Below are 19,259 nucleotides of genomic sequence, written 5' to 3' on the forward strand. Positions count from 1 at the left end.
ACAGGCACCAATCAGTCACTATTACTTCAAAATCGGGACTACGCTAGCCCAATTAACAAAGGAGGCCGATATGGCACGTGATTCTTCCCCGATTTTGCGTCATCAGATTGATGCAGGCACCTATACTGACCAAGATCACGTCTTGCGCGAACTCGTCCGCAATACTCAGTTGTCGCCTGAAGATCGGGTAAAGATCACCAAAGACGCAGCAGACATCGTGCGCGCCATTCGCAACCACACCGCCCCCGGCATGATGGAGGTGTTTCTGGCCGAATATGGCCTGTCCACAAACGAAGGCGTTGCCCTGATGTGTCTGGCCGAGGCGCTGTTGCGCGTCCCGGATGCCGAAACCATTGATGCGCTGATCGAAGATAAAATCGCGCCCTCCGATTGGGGCCGTCACATGGGCCACTCGACCTCGCCGTTGGTGAATGCGTCGACATGGGCATTGATGCTGACAGGCCGCGTGCTGGATGATGCACAACCCGGCCCCGTGCGCCACATCCGCGCCGCCATCAAACGTCTGGGCGAACCGGTTATCCGCACCGCCGTCAGCCGCGCGATGAAGGAAATGGGCCGCCAGTTTGTGCTGGGCGAAAACATCAACGGCGCGATGGACCGCGCCAAAGGCATGGAGAAAAAGGGATATACCTATTCCTATGACATGCTGGGCGAAGCCGCCCGCACCGAAGCCGATGCCAAACGGTATCACCTAAGCTATAGCCGTGCGATTTCGGCAATTGCGATTGCCTGCACCAACAAAGACAGCCGCAAGAACCCCGGCATCTCGGTCAAGCTGTCCGCCTTGCACCCCCGCTATGAGGTCGCGCAGGAAGCATCGGTGATGCGCGATCTGGTGCCGCGTTTGCGGGCGCTGGCGCTGCTGGCTAAATCTGCCGGCATGGGCCTGAATGTCGATGCCGAGGAAGCCGACCGTTTGGGTCTGTCCCTTGATGTGATCGAAAAGGTGCTGTCCGAACCGGCCTTGTCGGGGTGGGCCGGTTTTGGCGTGGTTGTGCAGGCCTATGGGCCGCGCGCCGGTGTCGTGATCGACGCGCTTTATGACATGGCGATCCGCCACGACCGCAAGATCATGGTCCGTCTGGTCAAAGGGGCCTACTGGGACACCGAAATCAAACGCGCGCAGGTCAAAGGTGTCGATGGCTTCCCCGTCTTCACCCAAAAAGCCGCGACCGACGTGTCCTATATCGCCAACGCGCGCAAATTGTTAAGCATGACAGACCGGATCTATCCGCAGTTTGCCACCCATAACGCCCACACCGTTGCCGCCGTGTTGCACATGGCCGAGGACAAGGAAAAATTCGAATTCCAGCGCCTGCATGGCATGGGCGAGACCCTGCACAACATCGTCATGGAAAAGCATGGCACCCATTGCCGGGTCTATGCACCTGTCGGGGCCCACAAGGATCTGCTGGCCTATCTGGTGCGCCGTCTGCTGGAAAACGGGGCGAACTCCAGCTTTGTGAACCAGATCGTCGACGAGGACGTCACCCCCGAACAAGTGGCCGCCGATCCGTTCGAGAGCCTGTCCGAGACTGTGCTCCAGATCCCGACCGGCCCGGAATTGTTCCAGCCGATGCGGGTGAACTCGATGGGGTTTGACCTGATGCACACCCCCACGCTGGATATGATCGAATCCGCGCGCGCTCCCTGGAAGGCCCATCGCTGGGCCGCAACCCCGCTGATCGCCGGAGAGGCCAAGCCGCAAAAAGCCGTCCGCCTGCAAAACCCCGCAGCCGCAGGGCGCAGCCCCGGCACCGTGTGCAATGCATCCCCGGCCGATGTGAAAACCGCATTTGACCTCGCGAAAACCTGGGACGCGCCCTTGGAAGAGCGGCAGGACATCCTGCTGAAAGCCGCTGATATGCTGGAAGCACATTACGGTGAAATCTTTGCGCTGCTGACCCGCGAAGCGGGCAAAAGCCTGCCAGACTGCGTTGGCGAACTGCGCGAAGCCGTTGATTTCCTGCGCTATTATGCATCGCAGGCAACCGATGTCCCCCCCGCTGGCATCTTTACCTGCATCTCGCCGTGGAACTTCCCCCTGGCGATTTTCTGTGGACAGGTCTGCGCCGCTCTGGCCGCTGGCAACGCCGTTCTCGCAAAACCCGCCGAACAAACGCCGCTGATTGCCTTTCTTGCGGTGTCGCTGCTGCACGAGGCGGGCGTCCCGCGCGAGGCCTTGCAACTGCTGCCCGGTGGCGGGGATGTGGGCGCGGCGCTGACCTCTGATCCGCGCGTTGGCGGTGTGGCCTTTACCGGCTCGACCGCGACGGCCCTCAAGATCCGCCAGTCCATGGCCGATCACTGCGCCCCCGGCACCCCGCTGATTGCCGAAACCGGCGGCCTGAACGCCATGATCGTGGACAGCACCGCCCTGCCCGAGCAGGCCGTTCAGGCCATCGTGGAAAGCGCGTTCCAATCTGCAGGCCAACGCTGTTCCGCCCTGCGCTGCCTTTATGTGCAGGAAGACATTGCCAAAGAAGTCATCGAAATGATCGAAGGCGCGATAGAGGTGATGGTGATGGGCAACCCGTGGGATCTGTCTACCGATATTGGCCCCGTCATTGACGAAACCGCCCGCAAAGGTATCGCCGATCACATCGACAAAGCCCGCAGTGAGGGACGGGTGATTGCGGAAATGACCGCCCCCGCCCAAGGCACGTTCATTCCGCCCACGATGATCCGTATCAACAGCATCTCGGACCTCGAGCGCGAGATTTTCGGCCCGGTGCTGCATATAGCGACCTTCAAGGCGACGCAGCTGGACAAGGTGATCGATGACATCAACGCCACCGGCTACGGGCTGACCTTTGGCCTGCAATCGCGCATTGACGACCGCGTGCAGCACGTTTCTGAACGGATCGAAGCGGGCAACATCTATGTGAACCGCAACCAGATCGGGGCCATCGTCGGCTCGCAACCCTTTGGCGGCGAAGGGATGTCAGGCACCGGCCCGAAAGCGGGCGGCCCGAACTATCTGCTCCGCTTTGACGTGCCGGACATGAAATCGGTCGATGAGAAATGGGAAGGCACACAATCCGATCTGCCCGAATTGCCGGACCACATCGGCGTTGTGATTGACACGGTTACCCTGCCCGGACCAACAGGCGAGACAAACCGCCTAAGCTCTATGCCGCGCCCTGCATTGTTGTGCATGGGGCCGGGCAAGGACACCGCCACCGAACAGGCCCGCGCCGTATCGGCGCTTGGCGGTGACACGCTGGAACTGACGGGTCAGATCGACGTTGCAGCGCTGGCAGAGGGGCCCAGCTATGGCGGCATCCTGTGGTGGGGCGACGAAGAAACCGCCCGCGCCATCGAACAAGCACTCGCCAAACGCACAGGCCCGATTGTGCCGCTGATCCGGGGCTTGCCTGACATGGCCCACGTCCGCGCCGAACGCCACCTGTGCGTGGATACCACGGCCTCGGGCGGGAACGCGCAGTTGCTGGGCGCTGCGGGGTAACTGCGGCTATCGGCGGGCGACCTGGATTGCCCGCCGCACCGCCAACATAGGTGTGGTTAACACCGGTATGCCCATATCCATCAGATACGGGGCCGCCCCCTGCATGGAGGCCTGCGCCAGAACGATACACGCCGTTTCAGGGGCACTGATCATCGCGGCCCCGACCGACTGCGCCACAGCGCGGTTGAAACCGGACATATCGCCTGCCTCGAAATGGGCCCATGCCCCGTCACATAACACGACCACGGGTTCGCGCCCCTTGGCGCAGTCCTCGAACAACGCGACAGTCGGGGCGCGGGTGCTTTCCAGACAAATCGCCAGCATAACGTTGCGATAGGATGCCGCTTGCTCCATCGCTGGCCGGTCGATCCGCACCGCCTTGCCTGTGCCCGACGCCTCGACCAGCGCGCCCAAGGTCGAGCAGGTACAGAGCACCGCATTAGCATCCGCACAGTCCGCCAGCACTGCGCCGACATCCTGCGCAACCGCATCAATCCCGTCCGATTGTGCCCGTGCCAAAAGGTCAGGACGCACGACATGTTCCAACGCGCCATCCCACCCCTGATTGGCAAACAGGGCTGTCATCCCCTCAACATGGCTTTGTGCCGTGTGCAAACATGTGATCTTCATCTGAAACCCTGCCCTTTGACGCCTATTGACCCGGCCCCGGCGATGGCTAAGGGTCACGGCATGTTTCCAATTCGCGACCATAACCCGTCGGGGCGCACGCCCTATGTGACTTACCTGCTGATGGCGGTGAACATAGGCGTGTTTCTAAGCTATGTCAGCCTGATGAGTGATGACCGCGCAATCGGCATGTTCTTTTTCAACTGGGCGCTTTTGCCTGAAAGGGTCACCACAGGCGGTGGCTATACCGGTATTTTCACGTCGATGTTCCTGCATGGCGGCTGGATGCATCTGGCCGGTAACATGCTGTTTTTGTATATTTTCGGCGACAATATCGAAGACGAGATGGGCCATTTGGGCTATCTTGCCTTCTACCTTGCCTGTGGTGTCCTGTCGGCCGCGGCACATGTGATATCGGCCCCCTATTCCGGTGTGCCCACGGTGGGTGCATCAGGGGCGATTGCAGGGGTAATGGGGGGCTATCTGCTGCTCTATCCCAAAGCCAAAGTCGACATCCTGATTATCTTTATCGTGTTTTTCCGCATCCTGCCGATCCCGGCCTGGATCATGCTGGGGCTTTGGCTGGGGATGCAATTCATCGGCAGCGTCGGCACCGACCCCGAAACGGGCGGCGTGGCCTATTGGGCGCATACGGGCGGGTTTATCGTGGGGATGATCCTGACCATACCGATCTGGCTGCGCTTGGGCGGCCCGCGGTTCTGGTCACAAACTCATGGCCGGCCACCGCATCCAGATGCCACCTATCCAACGGTGCGCAGCCGCATCCCAAAGGTACGGCGCAAGTAACCATGGATAAACGCCACACGCCTGTCAGTGGCTTGCACAATACAACGTTTTAATTCCAAATGGTCTAAAATCCTCGCCGAAGGCATCCCGTCCCCGGCAAAGCACTCAACCGCGTGCGATTTTCGCAAAGCCCGAGAACAACGCCTCGTTCGCGCAGACAATCTCGCCGTCTGCCAGAATGTCGCCATTCGGGTTCATCGGTTCAACCATGCCACCCGCTTCGCGCACAATCAGCATGCCTGCCGCCAGATCCCATGAATTCAGGCGACGTTCCCAATATCCGTCATAGCGGCCCGCCGCAACATATGCCAAATCCAGCGCCGCAGAGCCCCAACGCCGCACGCCCGCACAAACCGGCAAAATGCGCCCAAGATCGCGCAGCGTGTCAGGCAAATCGGCACGGCCGGCAAAAGGCAGGCCCGTGGCAAAGATGGATTCGATCATCCGGTGACGGCCCGAAACACGCAAACGCATGTCGTTCATCCAGGCACCGGCCCCTTTTTCGGCAAAGAACATCTCGTCCTTGGCGGGGTCAAACACCACGCCGGCCACGATCTGGCCTTTGTGTTCCAACGCGATGGAAATCGCCCAATGGGGCAAACCGTGCAAGAAGTTGGTTGTGCCATCCAGCGGGTCCACGATCCAGCGGCGTGTGGGGTCCTGACCCTCGTCGCCGCCACCTTCTTCGGCCAACCAGCCATAGGTGGGGCGGGCGCCCATTAATTCTTCCTTGATGGTCTTTTCGGCCTGTATATCGGCGCGGCTGACAAAGTCGCCTGCACCTTTCATAGACACCTGAAGGTTCTCTACCTCACGGAAATCCTTGACCAGCCCGCGGCCTGCGCGCCGCGCTGCCTTGATCATGATGTTTAGATTTGCACTGCCAACCATTTTCCGCGCCCTTCATTCAATCAGCCCTCCCTTTAAGCCCGCAAGCCCCGATTGCCAAGGGCCAGATTGCCAAAGCCCGATCGGTGCAACCCGGCCTCTGACGCAACGTGTCGTCTGAACGCCGCTTGCGCGCCAATGCTTTCCAGATACGGTGCCCCCAAGGAAACAACCGGAGGACCCCGAAATGACCGATACAATGAAACATATCGTCTTGGCATCGCGCCCTGATGGCGCGCCTACAGCCGCGAACTTTCGCCTTGAGGAATCCGCCGTCCCAACGCCGGGTGACGGCGAAGTGCTGGTGCGCGTCCACTACATGTCACTTGACCCCTATATGCGCGGCCGCATGGATGATGCGAAATCCTATGCCGCCCCCGTGCCCATCGGCGGCACCATGGAAGGCGGGGCCGTAGGTGAGGTCATCGCGTCCAACAGCCCGGATTTCAAACCGGGCGATTTCGCCTTTGGCATGTTCGGCTGGGCCACCCATGGCGTGCAACCAGCCAAGATGCTGCGCAAGGTCGACCCCGCGCAGGCCCCGATCACCACGTCGCTGGGCGTATTGGGCATGCCCGGCTTTACCGGCTGGCAGGGTCTGATGGAATATGGTCGCCCCAAAGCTGGCGAAACGCTGGTCGTTGCCGCCGCCACAGGTCCGGTCGGGTCGATGGTGGGCCAGATCGCCAAGGCCCATGGCTTGCGTGTGGTCGGCATCGCGGGGGGCGCTGATAAATGCGCCACGGCCAAGGACCACTTTGGCTTTGACGAATGTCTGGACCACCGTGCCTATCCGGATGCCAAATCCCTGAGCGCCGCGTTGAAAGAAGCCTGCCCCAAAGGCATCGACATCTATTTCGAGAATGTCGGCGGCAAGGTGCTTGAAGCCGTGATCCCGTTGATGAACCCCTTTGGCCGCATCCCGATCTGCGGCATGATCGCATGGTATAACGCCGGTGGTCTGGGCGCGAATGCAGCCGAACAGGCGCTGACCGCCCCGAAACTGTGGCGCACCATTCTTGTGAACTTCCTCAGCGTGAACGGTTTTATCATTTCGAACCACTGGGCGAACTTCCCCAACTTCCTGAAAGAGGTCGCCCCCAAAGTTGCAGACGGGTCGATTGCGGTTCAGGAAGACATCACCGAAGGTCTGGAAAACGCGCCACAAGCGTTCATGGATTTGCTGACTGGCGGCAACAACGGCAAGGCCATCGTCAAGGTCATCTAAACCTTCAAGGTCGGGGGCAAATGGCCCCCGACAATTTTAGCTAATACGCTAGAATTAATCATTTTTTCAGGAAAACCAGTACATAAGGGGTCAGATCACCCCCCACTTGACCCATGGTCACGCGCGGATCGCGGCGGAAATCGGATATCAGCCCAAATTCCGCCCCATTTTCTCGTATAAGGGGAATTGAAGATAGCCGATTCCGACGAGTGAAAGTTTTTAACAATGATGACAATCATCTCATGCATTGCGATGCAACATGATGTCAGCCTGGTCATTCTGGCCGCTATTTTATGTGCGTTCGGAAGCTGGGTGACCTCCAGACTGTACCGGCACGCGCGACATAGATCGCATCACCATGCGATATCATGGAATTTTTTGACCGCCCTTACGGCGGGCATTTCGATATGGTGCACGCATTTTGTGGCCATGCTGGGGTTTCAACCCGACGCGCCGGTTGATTTCGACCTGACGCTCACCCTTGTCTCGTTTCTGATCGCAGTCGCGGGCAGTGCGGCGGGGATATTCCTTTCCACAACCACCCGGATCCGCTTTGCCCCAGCCATCGGCGGTGCCGTGCTGGGCCTTGCGATTGCCAGCATGCATTATGCGGGCATGATCGCATACCGCGTGCAGGGGATCGTGTTTTGGGATTACGGCTATCTGGTCGCCTCGGTTATTCTTGCGACGGTTTTCGCCTCTGCTGCTCTTGTGTTCGGACAAAGGGCAAAACAATCCGGCGAATACCTCATGGTGATCGCACTGACCTGCGCCATCATCAGCCTGCATTTCACCGGCATGACGGCATTCAATGTGGACCCGATCAATATTACCGGCGACTTCACCAATCCCGAGGCGTTCAAGATCCTTGCTTTGGCCATCACGGGCACGGCCATGATCATCGTTATGGGCGCGCTGCTGGGCTATGTGATTGAAAACCGCACCTTTACGGAAAATATCGCCGAACTGACCGAAGCCAGGAATGCAGCAGAAAGCGCCAGCCGCGCGAAATCCGAATTTTTGGGTATCCTGAGCCATGAACTCAGAACACCGCTTTCGATCATCATCGGCTATGCGGGCATCTTGGCCAAACTCAAAGAGGTGAACGCCAAGAAATCGCCATCCATCGAAACTGTGGTCTCTTTCAATGACAACCGATTGGGGGATCAAGCCGAACTTTACGGCGAAAAGATTTCAGTCGCGGCAAGCCATCTTCTCAAGATGATAAACGAGATTCTGGACTACACCAGTCTTGAGCTTGGCGATCTCAAACTGGAGAAACGATCATTCCCCATAGGGTCGCTTTTGGAAAAGGTCCGGGATCAGTTCTCGATTATGGCCGCAGAAAAATCTTTCGCCATCAAGGTCGAGTGTGACGGCGTCATCGCATTTGCAGATTACCAGCGCTGTCATCAGATACTTGTCAATCTCGTCGGGAACGCATTCAAGTTTTCAAAGGCGGATGAAATCATTCTGCGCGCCTATGTGACGGAAAACGGTTTCAATATCGAAGTCCAAGACAATGGCTGCGGCATCTCTCAAGACGCTCAGGCCCTGATTTTCGGCGCATTCCAGCAGCTCGAACCGCAAGACAACCGGCTTGAAGGCGGCACAGGCCTTGGCCTTGCCATGTGCAAAAGCCTGGCCGCCGCTCATGGGGCCGAATTGACGGTCCAAAGCAGCCCCGGCGCTGGCGCAAAATTCACCGTCGCCATGCCCCAAAGCGCGGTTGATCCCACACCGCTAAAGGCAACCGCCTGAACGACCCCGCCGCCGCAACCAGTTGCCCCGACGATCTTAGGGCAACATGGCCGCGCCTCCCCGCAACCGACAGGTCAGCTTTGCTGGAGCTTGCGCGCTTCTTGCCCCGCCAGCTTGAGCAGCTTGTCCATATAGGGCTTGCCCAGATCGTCCTGCCGCACCGCTGCATAAAGCCTGCGGGTGATCCCCTTCTCGGTCAGCGGCCGGGTAACGTAATCATTGCTGTATTTGACCTCGCGCACCACCCAGTCGGGCAGCACCGCCACCCCACGATTGGATGCAACAAGCAGCAAGATCACCGCCGTCAATTCCACCTGCCGGATCGCCAAGGGCTCGACCTTGGCCGGTATCAGCAACTGGCTGAACACATCCAGCCGCGTCCGTTCCACCGGATAGGTGATCAAGGTCTCTGTCCTGAAATCCTTGGCCTCGATGAATTTCTTCTTGGCCAAAGGATGGCTGCTGGCTGCAACAAACACCGCCTGATAGTCGAAAAGTTCGACAAATTCGACGCCCGGCAACTCTTCGGGGTCAGACGACACCACCAGATCGACCTCTTCGCGCAACAAGGCAGGCAGGGCATCGAACGCAAGACCGGGGCGAATATCCACATCCACATCCGGCCACGATTTGCGAAACTGCTCCAACACCGGAAACAGCCATTCAAAACAGGCGTGGCATTCGATTGCGATGTGCATCCGCCCGGTGCTGCCCGCCCGCAACCCCATAAACTCGGCCTGCGCGGCCTCAAGCTGTGGCAAGACCTGCTGCGCCAGCTTCAGCAAACGCAGCCCCGCAGGCGACAATTTCAGCGGCTTGGACCGGCGCACAAACAGCTCGACCCCCGCCTGATCCTCAAGCCCCTTGACCTGATGCGACAGCGCGGATTGCGTGATGTTCATCTGCTCGGCAGCACGGGCCAACCCGCCCGCCTCGTGGATGGCCTGAATGGTACGCAGGTGACGGAACTCAATATGCATATGAGGCGCTCCTCATGTTGAAGATGAAAGTTATGAGTTTGTTTCACAACTCCATCTGTGCGACAAGAGATGAAAGCCAGAATAGGATCTTAAAAATGACCAGCCCCGCCGTCTCCTTCGAAGTGTTCCCACCCAAATCTGTCGATGCGTCTTTCCGTCTTTGGGATACAGCACAGGCGTTGGCCCCTCTGGCACCACGCTTCTTCTCGGTCACCTATGGCGCTGGCGGCACGACCCGCGATCTGACCCATGATTCCGCCCATGTGCTGCGCCGCACCTCGGGCCTGCCCGTGGCGGCCCATCTGACCTGCGTCGGGGCCAGCAAGGCCGAAACCATGGAAGTCGCCAACAGCTTTGCCGAGATCGGCGTGACCGATATTGTTGCCCTGCGCGGCGATCCCGAAAACGGTGCCAAGGTGTTCACCCCGCACCCCGAAGGTTTTGCCAACAGCGTCGAACTGATCGAGGCGCTGGCCGCCACCGGTAAATTCACCCTGCGCATCGGTGCCTATCCCGAACCGCACCCCGAAAGCGCGGATCAGGCGCAAAACATCGAATGGCTCAAGCGCAAGTTCGACGCCGGCGCAGACGAAGCGATCACCCAGTTCTTTTTTGACGCCGATACCTTCCTGCGGTTCCGCGATGACTGCGCGGCGGCTGGCATCACCAAGACGATCACCCCAGGCATCATGCCCATCACCAACTGGAAATCCGCCCGCGGCTTTGCAACGCGCTGCGGCACCTCGGTTCCCGCATGGCTGGATGACGCCTTTGAAACCGCAATCCGCGATGACCGCCACGATCTGCTCTCCACCGCCCTGTGCACCGAAATGTGCAGCAAACTGGTCGATGAAGGCGTCGAGAACCTGCATTTCTACACGCTCAACCGCCCCGAACTGACCCGCAGCGTCTGCCGCGCCCTTGGCGTCACAGCACAGACCGCGCTTTCGGACGTGGCGTAAGACCAAACTCGCCTTGCCCTCGGGCGGCAAATTCAACAAGCTTCTCCGGCACGCAATTGCCGGAGATTTTTTATGCCACGTGTCGCCCAAGGCCCCCAAGACCTGCTGCCCCAAGCCGAAGCGCTAAAGCTTTCAGGCCTTGAATTCATGCAGAAAATTCTCGACGGCACCAACCCCGGCCCGCCCATCGGTCAAACCATGGGCTACGTGCTTCACGACGTCTCCGAAGGGCGCGCCGTCTTTCGCGGTGCTCCTGAATTCAACGTGACCAACCCCTTGGGCACAGTCCACGGCGGCTGGTACGGCACGCTGCTCGATTCCGCGATGGCCTGCGCTGTGCAAACAAAGGTTCCGCGCGGCTCGATCTACACAACGCTGGAATATAAAATCAACATCCTGCGCGGCATTCCCCTGGGCACCCAGATCGAATGCATCGGCACCACCGACCACGTTGGCCGATCCACAGGTGTCGCCCATGGCGAAATACGCGGTGTCGAAGACGGCCGCCTTTACGCCACAGGCTCCACCACCTGCATCGTTATGCAGATCGTGAAATAACCCGCAGCTTCTCTGGCTCGAAAATATCCCGGGGGTGGCCCGTCAGGGCCGGGGGCAGCGCCCCCTCCCCGCCTACACTCGGACAGACCAACAGCTATTCAGCAGCAATCGCCTGATTGTTCAGCAATTCCCAGACCTTATGCGGTGTGAATGGCATATCGGCCTGACGCACCCCCTGATCCCACAGCGCGTCCTGTACCGCATTCGAAATCGCGGCCAGGGCACCAACAGTGCCGGCCTCGCCACAGCCCTTCATCCCCATCAGGTTCGCGGTCGAGGGCACCGGCTCCGAATTGAACGTGATAAACGGCACATCCGCCGCACGCGGGATCGCGTAATCCATAAAGGATGCCGTCAAAAGCTGGCCATCCTCGTCATAGACCACATGCTCCTGAATCGCCTGTCCGATGCCCTGCACAACCCCGCCATGCACCTGGCCCTCGGCCAGCATCGGGTTGATCAGATTGCCGAAATCATCCACCACCGTATAGCGGTCCACCACGACAACGCCGGTTTCAGGGTCGATCACCACCTCGGATACATGCGCGCCATTGGGATAGCTGCGCCCTGGCAAGGTCGCGCGTTCGTGATGGACCAGCAGATCGTTGCGGCCCTTTTCACGGGCCATATCAGCGACCTCCAGCATGGTGGGGGTCATGTTCGACCCTTCGGCGCGGAACCGTTCATCGTCAAAGCTGATCTCGGAGGCAGGCACCCCCATTTCATCGGCCAGAAACGCGGTAAAGGCTTCGGTCATCTTGGCCACCGTGGCCAGTGTCGCCGTGCTCTGCGTTGTCACAGACCGTGATCCGCCTGTCCCGCCACCTTGGGCGATCAGGTCGCTGTCTCCCTGGATCACGTGGATCAGATCAGCCGGAATGCCCGTCATGTCGGACAGGAACTGCGCATAGACCGTCTCGTGGCCCTGCCCGTTCGATTGTGTGCCGACATAGATAAACACGGTGCCGTCTTCGTTGAACGCGACCTTGGCCCCCTCGGACGGATCGCCCAGAATGCTCTCGATGTAATAACACAGCCCCTGCCCCCGCAGCAGCCCCTTGGCCGCATCCGCAGCCTTGCGCGCGGCAAAACCGTTGTTGTCGGCCTCAAGCGCAGCGCGGGTCAGCAGGCGGTCGAACTCACCGACGTCATACAATTCGCCCGTGGCAGAGGTATAGGGAAACTGTTCGGGTTTGATAAAGTTGATCCGGCGCAGCTCCCACGGGTCCACACCCAATTCACGCGCCGCACGGTCCATCAGGCGTTCCAGCACATAGATCGCTTCGGGACGGCCCGCACCGCGATAGGCGTCAACCTGCACCGTGTTGGTATAATAGCCCTCGACCTGCAACCACGTGGTCTGCACGTCATAAACCCCCATCAAGACCTTGCTGAACAGGGTTGCCTGAATGGGCTGGCCGAACTGGCTGTTATAGGCCCCGAGGTTGCATTTGGTGCGCACCCGATAGGCGGTGATCTTGTTGTTCTCGTCAAAGGCAAATTCGGCCAGCGAGGTCAGATCGCGCCCGCCATTATCGCTCAGCATGGCTTCGGTGCGATCGGACATCCAGCGCACCGGACGCCCCAGGGCCCGCGACGCCTGCGCGACCGCGAAATATTCGGGATATGCCGCTGCCTTCATCCCGAAACCGCCGCCGGTATCGGGGTTGGTAACCTTCACATGGTCGTCATCCAGACCAAACGCACGTTTCAGGTGCCCCTTGTGCACCCAGACACCTTGGGCGTTGTTGGCCACATGCAGCTTGTCCTTCGTCCATTCGGCATAGCAGCCGCGCGGCTCCAGTGAATTGACGATGATCCGGTTGTCACCCACATCAAGGCTGATGGTCTTGGCCGCCGCATCGAACGCTTTTTGCGTCGCGGCTTCGTCGCCCATGCCCCAGTCAAACGCCAGATTATCCGGTGCCTCGGGGTGCAGCGCCTCTCCGCCCCGTTCCAGCGCCATGTGGGTGGGCAGGTCTTCGACCTCGAGCAGGATCAGTTCGGCCGCATCGCGGGCCTGTTCCAGCGTATCGGCAATCACGGCCGCCACCGGTTCGCCCACATAACGCACGCGCCCCTTGGCCAACAACGGACGCAACGGCTTGGCCCCGTCTGTTCCGTCACGGTTTTTCAAAATCGCACCGGACATGGAAATATCCATGCCTGCCGCTTCCAGATCCTCAACAGTCAGCACCGCGTGCACGCCATCGGCTTCGCGCGCGTCAGATACATCAAGAGATGTAATCACCCCATGCCCGACAGGCGAGCGAAAGAAATAAGCGTGCAGCGAATTTTCAGGCGTGATGTCATCGACATAGCGCCCTTCGCCCGTCAAAAACCGCACATCTTCGACCCGTTTGACCGCCTGGCTTTTACCGAACTTATCCATTTGCGCGCATCCTTTGGAAATTCATCTAGTGTTGCGCCCGACATTAGCCCTGAAACCCGCGATGTCCAGACGACCACAGGCAAAACCCCGCGTCCTGTGCGCGCGCCCAAGTTTTCCACGCGCCAGCCTTCCCCTTTGCGCCTTGCTCGGCTAGATCATCCTCAAGTTTAAAGAAGGACGCTGATCATGGCACTCGACAAGAATTTTGACGCCGCCCAGGCCGAAACCCGTTTGTACAAAGCATGGGAGGCCGCAGGTGCCTTCAAAGCCGGCGCAAACGCCAGCCGCGACGAGACCTATTGCGTGATGATCCCGCCCCCCAACGTCAACGGGTCGCTGCACGTCGGTCACGCCTTCAACAACACGCTTCAGGACATTCTGGTGCGCTGGCACCGTATGCGCGGCTTTGACACCCTCTGGCAGCCCGGACAGGATCACGCAGGCATCGCCTTGCAACTGGCCGTCGAAAACAAGCTGGCCGAAAGCGGCATCAAACGCACAGACCTGTCGCGCGAAGAATTCCTGAAACACGCTTGGGCCTACAAGGAAAGCACCGCTGACACCATCGTGGGCCAGCTGAAACGTCTGGGGTCGTCCTGTGACTGGTCGCGCAACGCCTTTACCATGTCCGGTGCCCCCGGCGACACCCGCGTGGGCCACGAGAATTCGCCAAACTTCCATGACGCCGTCATCAAAGTCTTTGTGCAAATGTACAACGAAGGCAAAATCTATCGCGGCAAACGTCTGGTCAACTGGGACCCGCGCTTTGAAACTGCGATTTCTGACCTCGAGGTCGAAAACACCGAAGTGCCCGGCCACATGTGGCACTTCAAATACCCCCTCGCGGGCGGTGCGACCTATGAATACGTCGAAAAAGACGAAGGCGGCAACGAGACCCTGCGCGAAACCCGCGACTATATCGCCATCGCCACAACCCGCCCCGAAACCATGCTGGGTGACGGTGCCGTGGCTGTGCACCCCTCGGACGAACGCTATGCGCCCATCATCGGGAAACTGTGCGAAATTCCGGTTGGCCCCAAAGAACACCGCCGCCTGATCCCGATCATCACCGACGAATACCCCGACAAGAATTTCGGCTCGGGTGCGGTCAAGATCACCGGCGCGCATGATTTCAACGACTATCAGGTCGCCAAGCGCAACGGCATCCCCATGTACAACCTCATGGACACACGCGCCGCCCTGCGCACCGATGGCAAACCCTATGCCGAAGAAGCCGCAACCGCCCAAAAAATCGCGAACGGAGAACTGGAATTCGACGAGGCCATGATCGCCGCGATGAACCTTGTTCCCGACGACTATCGTGGCCTCGACCGGTTCGAGGCCCGCGACAAAGTTGTCGCCGAAATCAATGCCGAAGGCCTCGCGGTCATGCACGACGTGACGCGCACGGTGAAGGACGAAGACGGCAACAAATCCGAAGTCACCGAAACCGTTCCCTACGTCGAAAACAAACCGATCATGCAGCCCTTCGGCGACCGCTCGAAAGTGGTGATCGAACCGATGCTGACGGATCAGTGGTTCGTCGACACCGACCAGATCGTCGGCCCCGCGCTCGACGCCGTCCGCAATGGCGACGTCAAGATCATGCCCGAAAGCGGCGAGAAAGTGTACTACAACTGGCTCGACAACATCGAACCCTGGTGCATCTCGCGCCAGCTGTGGTGGGGTCACCAGATTCCGGTCTGGTTTGACGATGAAGGCAATGAATATTGCGCTGAATCCGAGGCCGACGCACAAGCAATGGCTCCGAACAAGTCGCTGACCCGCGACCCCGATGTGCTGGACACGTGGTTCTCCTCCGGCCTCTGGCCGATCGGCACGCTTGGCTGGCCCGAAGACACGCCGGAACTGAAAAAGTACTTCCCCACCTCCGATCTGATCACGGGTCAGGACATCCTGTTCTTCTGGGTTGCCCGCATGATGATGATGCAGCTTGACGTGGTGAAACAGATCCCCTTCAACACCGTCTACCTCCACGGCCTCGTGCGCGATGCCAAGGGCAAGAAAATGTCGAAATCCGTGGGCAACGTGATCGACCCACTTGAAATCATTGATGAATACGGGGCCGATGCCCTGCGCTTTACCAATGCGGCGATGGCATCCCTGGGCGGCGCGCTCAAACTCGATACCGCGCGCATCGCAGGCTACCGCAACTTCGGCACCAAAATCTGGAACGCGCACCGCTTTGCGGAAATGAACGGCGTGTTCGAAGACAACGTGCCAGCGGTGAACTACACCAGCCACACCCAGGTCAGCCACACCCTGAACAAATGGATCATCGGCGAAACCGCCCGCGTGCGCGAGGAAGTCGATGCGGCGCTGGAAAACTACCGCTTCAATGATGCCGCCAACGCGCTTTATGCCTTTGTCTGGGGCAAGGTCTGCGACTGGTACGTGGAACTTTCCAAACCCCTGCTGCAAGACGATGCACCGGAAGGGGCCGAAACCCGCCAGACCCTGAAATGGGTGCTGGACCAATGCCTGACCCTGCTGCACCCGATCATGCCCTTCGTCACCGAAGAGCTGTGGCAAAATACCGATGCGCGCGGCAAAATGCTGATCCACGGCGATTGGCCAACCTATACCGTGGCCGACATGCTGGACGCAGATGCCGACCGCGAATTGAACTGGGTGATCGGACTGATTGAATCGATCCGCTCGGCGCGGGCGCAAATGCACGTGCCTGCAGGCCTCAAAGTGCCCATGCTCTGCACCGCGATGGACGCCGCTGCCAAAGCGGCATGGGATGGTAACGAGGCCATGATCAAACGCCTCGCCCGCGTTGAAAGCCTTGAAAGCACAGATGACTTCCCAAAAGGCACCGTCTCCATCGGGACCCCCGGCGCGACCTTTGGCCTGCCCCTGGCCGGGCTGATCGACATCGACGCGGAAAAAGCCCGCCTGCAAAAATCACTGGACAAACTGGGCAAGGAAATCGGCGGCCTCAAGGGACGTCTGAACAACCCCAAATTCGCCGCCTCGGCCCCTGCCGATGTCGTCGCCGAAGCCCAAGGAAATCTGGATGCGCGCCAGGAAGAAGCAGACCAGCTTCAGGCCGCTTTGGATCGTCTGGCCGAATTGGGATAGGAACCGGTCTTAATTCCAAATGGACTTAAATCCTCGCCGAAGGCATTTTTCTCTTCTGGAGCCCCAAAAGAGATTTTTTGCCTTCGGCGAGGATTTTTTACCATTTGGAAACCAAGATCAGTGATCTTTGATCTGCGGTCCTAGCTGGGAAGCGAAGATCGTCCATTTGGAAGGCCCCGTCTGTTCGTTCAGGCGGGGCTGCCCGTTTTTTGGTCTTTGAATGTTTTCTAGTCTTTGAAAACCGCGGGGCGTTTGCCGAATTCGGCGGCGATGACTTCCAATTGGTGTGGACGGCCCAGCAGATCTGCCTGTTCGCGGGATTCCTCCAGCAGGACCTCGTCGGCACCGTTTGTTTCGGCAAAAGCCGTCAGGCGTTTTGCCGCTTTGATGGCGCTCGGGCTTTTGCCGGCGATGGTCGCGGCCAGTTCCATTGCGGCGGCCAGCGGGTCATCGGCAAGCTGGGTGACCAGCCCCCAGCGTTCGGCTTGTGCGGCGTCAATCGGCTGTGCGGTATAGCTCATCAGCCGCAAGACATCGCCGCGCACCAGTTTGGGCAGCAGCACCATGCCGCCCATGTCGGGCACGATGCCCCATTTCATTTCCATCACTGCCATTTCGGCATCGGGGCCCGCGATGCGGATATCGGCCCCGAGGGCCAATTGCAGCCCTGCGCCGTAGACCTTGCCATGCAGCGCAGCAATCACCGGAATACCCACGCGGGTCCAGATCATCGGGACTTCTTGCCATTGGTTGGTGGTCCCGTTGCCATGGGTGCGCGGCATCATCTTTTCGGACGGATCGCCCCCGGCCAGGCCGCCCATCGCGCTGATGTCGATGCCGGCGCAAAATGCCTTGCCCTCGCCCGACAGCACAACAACCCGTGCATCAGACGCGGCGACTTCGGTTCCTGCCGCGATGATGGCGTCGATCATATCCTGATCCACGGCATTCATCTTGTCGGCGCGGGTCAGGCGCACATGGGCAATGTGGTTTACATAAGTGACTGTTACGCGGGCCATAGGTTCCTCCGGAGGTTTTTCAGCATCTGGCCCTATATCAGCCGGCGTGCAAAGCAAAACGCTACGGCACCCAGCGTTCGACCGCGCGCATCATGCCAAGCGATTTATCGTAGACCAATGTGAGGATACGCCGTCCGCCCAGCTTGGCCCCGGCAAGGGGGACCGTCCGGATGGCACCGGCGGCCAGCGCTGTCACGACAAAACCGCGACGGGTGAGTTTGGCCATCATCTAGCCCTCCAATTCCGAATGGTGAGAAGCTAAGCGTCTCGCGCCGGTTTTTCAATGCTTGCCCAAGCGGCCAGGGATGCAGTAATCGGGTGGCATGACACATGTTCGCCTTACCCCGCTTGCCCAATCCCTGCCCTCGACCGTGCCGTTTGTGGGCCCTGAAACGCAGGAGCGTGCCCGTGGCAGTGCCTTTGTCGCGCGGCTGGGTGCCAATGAAAACGTATTCGGCCCCTCGCCCCGCGCGGTCGAGGCAATGGCCGCGGCCCAGCAATGGATGTACGGTGACCCCGAAAGCTTTGATTTGCGCCAGGCGCTGGCGGCCCATCACGCGGTGACACCCGACCATATTATCGTGGGCGAAGGCATTGACGGTTTGCTGGGCTATCTGGTGCGGTTGATGGTGGCGCAGGGCGATGCTGTGGTCACCTCGGATGGGGCATACCCGACGTTCAACTATCATGTGGCCGGATTTGGCGGCGTGCTGCACAAGGTGCCGTATCGCGGCGACCTTGAGGACCCTGCCGCGCTGTTTGCCAAAGCAGCCGAGGTCGATGCAAAGCTGGTCTATCTGGCAAACCCCGACAATCCAATGGGCAGTTGGCATTCCGGCAGCGATCTGGTCGAGGCGATGGACGCGCTGCCCGATGGCTGTCTGCTGGTGCTGGACGAAGCCTATGTGGACTGCGCGCCGGAGGGGACTGCGCCGGTGTTGGAGGCAGATGACCCGCGACTGATCCGGATGCGCACATTTTCCAAGGCATACGGGCTGGCGGGTGCAAGGGTCGGCTATGCGATTGCGGCCCCTGATCTGATCACCGCCTTTGGCAAAGTGCGCAATCACTTTGGCATGAACCGCGCGGCCCAGGCTGGCGCGCTGGCAGCCCTGGAAGATGGCGGTTGGCTGGAGCATGTGAAAGCGCAGATTGCCACATCGCGCGCCCGGATTGCCGAGATCGCGCGTGACAACGGCCTGGTGCCGCTGCCCTCTGCCGCGAATTTTGTGGCGATTGACTGCGGGCGCGACGGGGTCTTTGCCAAGGCTGTTCTTGACGGGTTGGTTGCGCGGGGCATCTTTGTGCGCATGCCCTTTGCCGCCCCGCAAAACCGCTGCATCCGCGTCAGCTGTGGCACACCTGAAAATCTGGATGCCTTTGCCGCTGCCCTGCCCCTTGCCTTGGCGGACGCGGGCAAGGCCTGAGCAGCCTGCACC

Annotated in this window: 14 protein-coding genes; 8 read left to right on the plus strand and 6 right to left on the minus strand. The window is 59.7% G+C overall.

The features are described 5' to 3' along the window. The first annotated feature begins 70 nt into the window (after nucleotides 1-70). A complete protein-coding gene (putA, locus tag HGT1_RS09255) occupies nucleotides 71-3,490 on the plus strand; it encodes a bifunctional proline dehydrogenase/L-glutamate gamma-semialdehyde dehydrogenase PutA (protein ID WP_176249624.1) in 3,420 nt (1,139 codons plus the stop codon). A gap of 6 nt (nucleotides 3,491-3,496) precedes the next feature. Here the strand turns inward: putA and HGT1_RS09260 are convergent, their stop codons facing one another. Then, the gene (locus HGT1_RS09260) at nucleotides 3,497-4,120 is read right to left on the minus strand and encodes a hypothetical protein (RefSeq protein WP_255200155.1); all 624 of its coding nucleotides are present in this window, start codon (nucleotides 4,118-4,120) and stop codon (nucleotides 3,497-3,499) included. Between the two features lie 60 nt (nucleotides 4,121-4,180). Here HGT1_RS09260 and HGT1_RS09265 point away from each other — a divergent pair, with 60 nt between their 5' ends. Beyond that, on the plus strand, nucleotides 4,181-4,924 hold the full coding sequence (locus HGT1_RS09265) for a rhomboid family intramembrane serine protease (RefSeq protein WP_176249625.1): 744 nt from the start codon (nucleotides 4,181-4,183) through the stop codon (nucleotides 4,922-4,924). 105 nt (nucleotides 4,925-5,029) lie between these two features. Here HGT1_RS09265 and HGT1_RS09270 read toward each other — a convergent pair whose 3' ends face one another. Continuing rightward, complete coding sequence (locus HGT1_RS09270; RefSeq protein WP_176249626.1) at nucleotides 5,030-5,815, minus strand: inositol monophosphatase family protein; 786 nt, start codon at nucleotides 5,813-5,815, stop codon at nucleotides 5,030-5,032. Nucleotides 5,816-5,999: 184 nt separating this feature from the next. Between HGT1_RS09270 and HGT1_RS09275 the strand changes: the two genes are divergently transcribed. Both HGT1_RS09275 and HGT1_RS09280 read left to right on the plus strand, forming a co-directional pair. Further along, on the plus strand, nucleotides 6,000-7,040 hold the full coding sequence (locus HGT1_RS09275) for an NADP-dependent oxidoreductase (RefSeq protein ID WP_176249627.1): 1,041 nt from the start codon (nucleotides 6,000-6,002) through the stop codon (nucleotides 7,038-7,040). 225 nt (nucleotides 7,041-7,265) lie between these two features. Further along, nucleotides 7,266-8,801 (plus strand): MHYT domain-containing protein, encoded by a 1,536-nt coding sequence (locus HGT1_RS09280; RefSeq protein ID WP_255200156.1) that lies wholly within the window; start codon nucleotides 7,266-7,268, stop codon nucleotides 8,799-8,801. 74 nt (nucleotides 8,802-8,875) lie between these two features. Here HGT1_RS09280 and HGT1_RS09285 read toward each other — a convergent pair whose 3' ends face one another. Continuing rightward, nucleotides 8,876-9,781, minus strand: coding sequence for a LysR family transcriptional regulator (locus HGT1_RS09285; protein WP_176249628.1), 906 nt, complete (start codon nucleotides 9,779-9,781; stop codon nucleotides 8,876-8,878). A gap of 95 nt (nucleotides 9,782-9,876) precedes the next feature. Here HGT1_RS09285 and metF point away from each other — a divergent pair, with 95 nt between their 5' ends. Further along, a complete protein-coding gene (gene metF / locus HGT1_RS09290; RefSeq protein ID WP_176249629.1) occupies nucleotides 9,877-10,743 on the plus strand; it encodes a methylenetetrahydrofolate reductase [NAD(P)H] in 867 nt (288 codons plus the stop codon). Between the two features lie 72 nt (nucleotides 10,744-10,815). Continuing rightward, nucleotides 10,816-11,301 (plus strand): PaaI family thioesterase, encoded by a 486-nt coding sequence (locus tag HGT1_RS09295; protein ID WP_176249630.1) that lies wholly within the window; start codon nucleotides 10,816-10,818, stop codon nucleotides 11,299-11,301. Nucleotides 11,302-11,395: 94 nt separating this feature from the next. Here HGT1_RS09295 and HGT1_RS09300 read toward each other — a convergent pair whose 3' ends face one another. Continuing rightward, the gene (locus HGT1_RS09300; protein WP_176249631.1) at nucleotides 11,396-13,693 is read right to left on the minus strand and encodes a xanthine dehydrogenase family protein molybdopterin-binding subunit; all 2,298 of its coding nucleotides are present in this window, start codon (nucleotides 13,691-13,693) and stop codon (nucleotides 11,396-11,398) included. 186 nt (nucleotides 13,694-13,879) lie between these two features. Here HGT1_RS09300 and HGT1_RS09305 point away from each other — a divergent pair, with 186 nt between their 5' ends. Further along, nucleotides 13,880-16,801 carry a valine--tRNA ligase gene (locus tag HGT1_RS09305; RefSeq protein ID WP_176249632.1) on the plus strand — a complete coding sequence of 974 codons (2,922 nt, stop codon included), beginning with the start codon at nucleotides 13,880-13,882 and terminating at the stop codon, nucleotides 16,799-16,801. A gap of 227 nt (nucleotides 16,802-17,028) precedes the next feature. Here the strand turns inward: HGT1_RS09305 and HGT1_RS09310 are convergent, their stop codons facing one another. Next, nucleotides 17,029-17,820 (minus strand): crotonase/enoyl-CoA hydratase family protein, encoded by a 792-nt coding sequence (locus tag HGT1_RS09310; protein WP_176249633.1) that lies wholly within the window; start codon nucleotides 17,818-17,820, stop codon nucleotides 17,029-17,031. Nucleotides 17,821-17,881: 61 nt separating this feature from the next. After that, nucleotides 17,882-18,049 (minus strand): Tat pathway signal protein, encoded by a 168-nt coding sequence (locus tag HGT1_RS09315; RefSeq protein WP_255200157.1) that lies wholly within the window; start codon nucleotides 18,047-18,049, stop codon nucleotides 17,882-17,884. Between the two features lie 94 nt (nucleotides 18,050-18,143). Between HGT1_RS09315 and HGT1_RS09320 the strand changes: the two genes are divergently transcribed. Further along, on the plus strand, nucleotides 18,144-19,247 hold the full coding sequence (locus tag HGT1_RS09320) for a pyridoxal phosphate-dependent aminotransferase (RefSeq protein ID WP_176249634.1): 1,104 nt from the start codon (nucleotides 18,144-18,146) through the stop codon (nucleotides 19,245-19,247). Nucleotides 19,248-19,259 lie beyond the last annotated feature (12 nt).

Source organism: Sulfitobacter sp. HGT1 (genome assembly GCF_013282155.1).
GTDB lineage: Bacteria > Pseudomonadota > Alphaproteobacteria > Rhodobacterales > Rhodobacteraceae > Sulfitobacter.